Annotated in this window: 4 protein-coding genes; all 4 read left to right on the top strand. The window is 73.5% G+C overall.

Annotated elements, in window-relative coordinates; translation table 11 throughout:
- Window positions 1-1310, top strand: a 1310-nt coding sequence (locus tag ACFXA3_RS19105) for a glycine cleavage T C-terminal barrel domain-containing protein (protein WP_385188178.1), incomplete at its 5' end; no start/stop codon positions are given.
- Window positions 1303-1953 (top strand): sarcosine oxidase subunit gamma, encoded by a 651-nt coding sequence (locus tag ACFXA3_RS19100; protein WP_385188176.1) that lies wholly within the window; start codon window positions 1303-1305, stop codon window positions 1951-1953. The genes ACFXA3_RS19105 and ACFXA3_RS19100, both read left to right, overlap by 8 nt.
- A gap of 221 nt (window positions 1954-2174) precedes the next feature.
- Window positions 2175-2876, top strand: coding sequence for an NPP1 family protein (locus ACFXA3_RS19095; RefSeq protein ID WP_385188186.1), 702 nt, complete (start codon window positions 2175-2177; stop codon window positions 2874-2876).
- A gap of 108 nt (window positions 2877-2984) precedes the next feature.
- A complete protein-coding gene (locus ACFXA3_RS19090; RefSeq protein WP_385188174.1) occupies window positions 2985-5198 on the top strand; it encodes a PP2C family protein-serine/threonine phosphatase in 2214 nt (737 codons plus the stop codon).
- Window positions 5199-5452: the final 254 nt, after the last annotated feature.

Here is a 5452-nt window from a genome sequence, read left to right as displayed (position 1 = left end):
TCCCGCCCGGGTTCGACGCCAATGAGCCCGGCGTCTCAAAGGGCGAGCTGGGCCCTCCGACCTACCGCGCCCCGTACACCCCGGTAACCTTCGCGGCGCTCGCGGGCCGCGACCGCGGCCCGCTGCACGACCCCGTCCGCGTGACCGCCCTGCACGAGCGGCACCTCGCGCACGGGGCCGAGTTCGAGAACGTCGGCCAGTGGAAACGGCCCTGGTACTACCCGCGCCCCGGCGAGGACAAGGAGGCGGCGGTGCTGCGCGAAAGCCGCGCCGCCCGGGAGGGAGTCGCCTTCATGGACGCCTCCACCCTCGGCAAGATCGACGTGCAGGGCCCCGACGCCGGGATCTTCCTCGACCGGCTCTACACCAACGTGATGAGCACCCTGAAGACCGGCAGGTGCCGCTACGGCATCATGTGCCGCCCCGACGGCATGGTCTTCGACGACGGCACCGCGATCCGCCTCGCCGACGACCGCTTCCTCGTCACCACCACGACCGGCAACGCCGCGGCCGTACTCGACTGGATGGAGGAGTGGCTCCAGACGGAATGGCCCGAACTGCGCGTGCACTGCACCTCGGTGACCGAACAGTGGGCCACCGTCGCCCTCGTCGGGCCGCGCTCCCGGGACGTCCTGCGCGCACTCTCTCCCCAACTCGCCCCGGATGCGGCCGACTTCCCGTTCATGGCCTGGCGGGACGGGGCCGTCGCCGGAGTCCCGGCCCGCATCTGCCGGATCAGCTTCTCCGGTGAACTCGCCTACGAGATCAACGTGGTGCCGTGGGAGGCCCCCGCGCTGTGGGAGGCGCTGTACGAGGCGGGCCGCCCCTTCGGCATCACCCCGTACGGCACCGAGACCATGCACGTCCTGCGCGCCGAGAAGGGCTACCCCGTCGTCGGCCAGGACACCGACGGCACCGTCACCCCGCAGGACCTCGGCCTGGGCCGGCTCGTCTCCCGCAAGAAGCCCGACTTCATCGGCAAACGCTCCCACACCCGTACCGACACCGCCCGGACCGACCGCAAGCAGCTCGTCGGACTGCTGCCGGAAGACCCCGCCGTGCTGCTGCCCGAAGGCACCCAGCTGGTCGCCGCAGCCCCGCTGCCCGAACCGCCGGTGCCGATGCTCGGACACGTCACCTCCGCCTACCGCAGCGCGGCGCTCGGCCGGACCTTCGCCCTCGCCCTCGTCAAGGGCGGCCGCGACCGCATCGGGCAGCGGCTGTACGCACCCGTGGGCGACGCACTCGTCCCCGTCACGGTCGCCGACGCCGTGCTCTACGACCCCGAGGGGACACGCCGCGATGGCTGACACCGCCGACCGCCGCCACGGGCTGAGCCCCCTGTCGCGGTACGCCGGACGCTTCGCCGCCGCCGGCCGCGCCTCCGGCGGGTCCCTGCGGCTCGCGGAACTCCCCTTCCTCGCCCAGGTCGACGTACGCCTGGACCCCGCGGGACCGGCCGCCGACTCGGTGGCACTCGCCCTCGGCTTCCCCCTGCCCCGGGAGCCCAACACGCTCGCGCGCGGCGACGGGTCCACGGCGCTGTGGCTGGGCCCGGACGAATGGCTCGTCACCGGTCCGGCCGGCACCCGCACGGATCTCGAAGCCCGGCTGCGCGAGGCCGTCGCGGACGCGCACGCCTCCGTCGTCGACGTCTCCGCACAGCGCACCACCCTCCTCGTCGGCGGGGCCCGGGCCGCCGAACTCCTCGCGCACGGCTGCTCCCTCGACCTGCACCCCCGTATGTTCGGCGCCGGGCGCTGCGCCCAGACCACGCTGGCCCGGGCGCAGGTCGTGCTGGTGCGCGAGGAACCCGGGGCGGGGGGCGGATCCGGCTCCGGAGCCGGGTTCCGGGTGCTGGTGCGTTCCTCGTTCGCCGGCTACCTCGCCGACTGGCTCCTCGACGCCGCAACGGAATACACCTGGAATTCGCCTGACTCGACCCGGACTTGAACACGGCCGGGCTAGGGTTCCCCCGGTTCGCGGCTGCCGGTGCCCGGAGCCGCCGGTCAGGTCAAGGAGATGATGTGCGCAGCCTGCTGTCACCGACGAGGACGACGAACGAAGCCGCCGCCCCCGATGCGTCCCGGCCCCGTTCCGGACCCCGGCCCCGGCCGTGGGCCGGACTCCGCCGGACCCTCACCACCGCCGGCCTCGGCGCCGCGGCACTCGTGATGATCCTCCCGGCCGTCGCGGTCGCCGACGTGATACCGGCCCTGCCGCAGAACGCGGACGGCCTCGAACAGACCTTCTCGCCCGCCTTCGACTACGACGGTGACGGCTGCTACGCCACCGCCGCGATCAGCAGCAGCGGAGTCCTCAACCCCGGCCTCAAGCCCGGCGGAGCGGTGAACGGCCACTGCCGGGACTACGCGCAACTGCAGAACTCCAACACGTACTCCCGCGAGAAGTGCAACAACGGCTGGTGCGCGGTCATGTACGCCGGCTACTTCGAGAAGGACCAGGCCACGCTCGGCCCCCTGGCCATCGGACACCGCCACGACTTCGAGCACGTGGTGGTCTGGATCAAGGACAACGAGGTCCAGTACGTGTCGACTTCGCAGCACAGCGGCTGGAAGTGGTACCCCCGCTCACAGGTCCGCTTCGAGGGGACGCACGCCAAGGTCGTCTACCACAAGGACGGCGCGTCGACGCACTTCTACCGCCTCGCCAACGGCAACGACGAGCCCGCCGAGAACCACACCGGCAACTGGTTCCACCCGCGCCTCGTGGGCTGGAACGGCTACCCCGCGGGCCTGCGCGACAAGCTGATGACCGCCGACTTCGGCTCCGCCACCATCAAGATCACCGACGGCCGTTTCGGCGACGCCCTGAACGCCTCGAAGCCCCCCATCCCCTTCGACCCCTATGCGTGACAGCCGGTAGCCGCCCGTGCGCACACGGTCCGGTCCCGGCGGGAGCGGGCTCGCCGGGAACGGCCCGGTGCCGACGCGCTGGCGGGGTGTGGGGGGGACGATGGACGGGTGCGGAACCTACCGGGGCGTGACCAGGGGGCCCTGCCGCCCGGGCCCGCCGAACCCGCCGCGCCGGTCGAGGGCGCCGAGGGCGTCGACCAGCGGGCGCTCGGGGAGGCCCTGATCCGGGCCGGCGCGGCCGCGGGGGCGTCCGTCGGCATGCTCTACCTGCCCGACCCCGCCCGGCGCGTCCTGCACCTGGCGATGACCGTCGGCCTGGCCCGCGAGTTCGCGCTGCCCTGGTCCCGGGTCGTCCTGGACGACCCCATCCCCGTGGCCGACGCGGTCCGCGAGGGGCGGTTCGTCTGGCTGGGCGGCCAGGAGGAAACGGCCCGGCACTACCCGCGCCTGGGCCTCGTCCTGCCGTACGACTTCGCCCTCGCCGCCGCCCCGCTCGTCCCCGACCCGGCGCCCGAGGCGGCGGAGCCCACCGGGGCCGGTCTCGTCCTCCTGTGGCCCGGCTCCCACGCGCCCCGGCTGAGCGACGGGGAGCGCGACGCCGTGGACTCGGCCTGCGGGCGCCTCGCGAACCACCTGCGCCGGGCCGCCGACGCCGGACACCCCGTCCGGCCGCCGGCGCACCCGGTCATGCTGAGCCCGCCTCCCCCTCCCACGCCCGGCCCGGTCGAGGCGGCCGCCGCCATGGCCTTCATCCGCCGGCTGCCCGGAGGTAACTGCGCACTCGACCTGAACGGCACGATCACCTTCATCACCGCCGAGGCGGCCGAGCTGCTGGGCGCACCCGTCTCCCGGCTCCGCGGCGCCCTCCCCTGGGAGGCACTGCCCTGGATGGACACCCCCGTCATCGAGGACCACTACCGGGCCGCAGCGATCAGCCGGCTGCCCCGCAGTTTCACCGCCGCGCCCCCGATCGGCCGCTACCTGCGCTTCGACCTCTACCCGGACGACACCGGGATCAGCGTCCGCATCACCCCGGTCGCCGACGACGAACCCGTCCCGCCGCCCGCCCCGCCGACGGCCGACCCCGCGGAGCCCTCACCCAGCCGGGCCACCGCCCTCTACCAGCTCATGCACCTGGCGGCCGCCCTCACGGAGGCCGTCCACGCCCGCGACGTCGTCGACCAGGCCGCCGACCTGCTCGTCCCCGCGCTCGGGGCCCAGGCCCTGGCCCTCCTGGTCGCCGAGGACCAGCGCCTGCGCATCGTCGGCTTCCGGGGCTACACGGCCGAACTCATGGACCGCTACGACGGCATCCCGCTCGGCATCCACACCGCCAGCACCCACGGCCTGCGCACGGGCGAGCCGCTGTTCTTCGCCGACGCGGGTGAGCTCGCGGCCGCCTTCCCCGCCGTCGTGATCGGGGACGGCATGGCGGCGTGGGCCTTCCTGCCCCTCATCGCGTCCGGCCGGCCCATCGGCACCCTCATCCTGGCCTACGCCCGCCCCCACTCGTTCGTCCCCGGTGAACGGGCGATCCTGACCTCCCTCGCCGGACTCATCGCGCAGGCCCTGGACCGTGCCCGCCTCTACGACGCCACCCACCAGCTCGCCCACAGCCTGCAGACCGGCCTGCTGCCGCGCGTCCTGCCCCGCGTCCCGCACCTGGAGGTGGCCGCCAGATACCTGCCGGCGGCGCACGGGCTCGACATCGGCGGCGACTTCTACGACCTCATCCGGATCGACGACACCACCGTCGCGGCCGCCGTCGGCGACGTCCAGGGCCACAACGTGAACGCCGCCGCCCTCATGGGCCAGGTCCGCACGGCCGTGCACGCCACCGCCGGCGACCCTCCGGCGGAGGTCCTCGCCCGCACCAACCGGCTCCTGACCGACCTCGAACCCGGACTGTTCACCAGCTGCGTGTACGCCCACATCGACCTTGCGGCCCGCACCGCCCACCTGGTCACGGCCGGCCACCCGCCCCCGCTGCTGCGCCACGCCGACGGCCCGGCGAAGATGCTGCACCTGCCGCCGGGGCTGCTCCTCGGCATCGACCGGAACGCCTCGTACACGGCCGTCGAGGTCCCGTTCGAGCCGGGCACCCTGCTCACCCTGTACACCGACGGGCTGGTCGAGGTCCCCGGCGAGGACCTGGAGGAAGGCATCGCGGCCGTCGCCGCCCGGATCACGGCGACCCGCGAACGCCACCCGGTGAGCACGCTGGCCGACGAGCTCATCGACCACGCCCGCGGCGGAGCCCCCCGTACCGACGACATCGCCCTGCTCCTGCTGCGCTTCGCCCAGGAGGGGCGGCAATCCTGAAGGCGCACGTGACGGAGCCCGGGAGCATATCCAGCTCCCGGGCTCCAGTTTGCCACCCAATTGCGCACACCGGCGGCGTTTAAGAGCCGCGGATCATTCTGAGACCGACGTGTTCTGCCTTTGAACTACCGCGCCACGAGAGAGGCGCAGAGGGGACTTGAACCCCCATCCGTCGATGATCGTCCGCGCTCGGTCGATCCGGCGTTCGGCGGCGAATGCTGAGACTGGAGCGAGAATCTGAGTTTCACGGGGCC

Origin of the sequence: Streptomyces sp. NPDC059456 (assembly GCF_042750055.1) — a bacterium.
Taxonomy (GTDB): domain Bacteria; phylum Actinomycetota; class Actinomycetes; order Streptomycetales; family Streptomycetaceae; genus Streptomyces.
Note: the sequence above shows the minus strand (reverse complement) of the source record. Positions and strands in the feature narration are given on the sequence as shown.

Bases quoted from the DNA above. Each gene is read 5' to 3' on its own strand.
- ACFXA3_RS19095 (WP_385188186.1), top strand. From the start codon at position 2,175: ATGATCCTCCCGGCCGTCGCGGTCGCCGACGTGATACCGGCCCTGCCG.
- ACFXA3_RS19100 (WP_385188176.1), top strand. From the start codon at position 1,303: ATGGCTGACACCGCCGACCGCCGCCACGGGCTGAGCCCCCTGTCGCGG.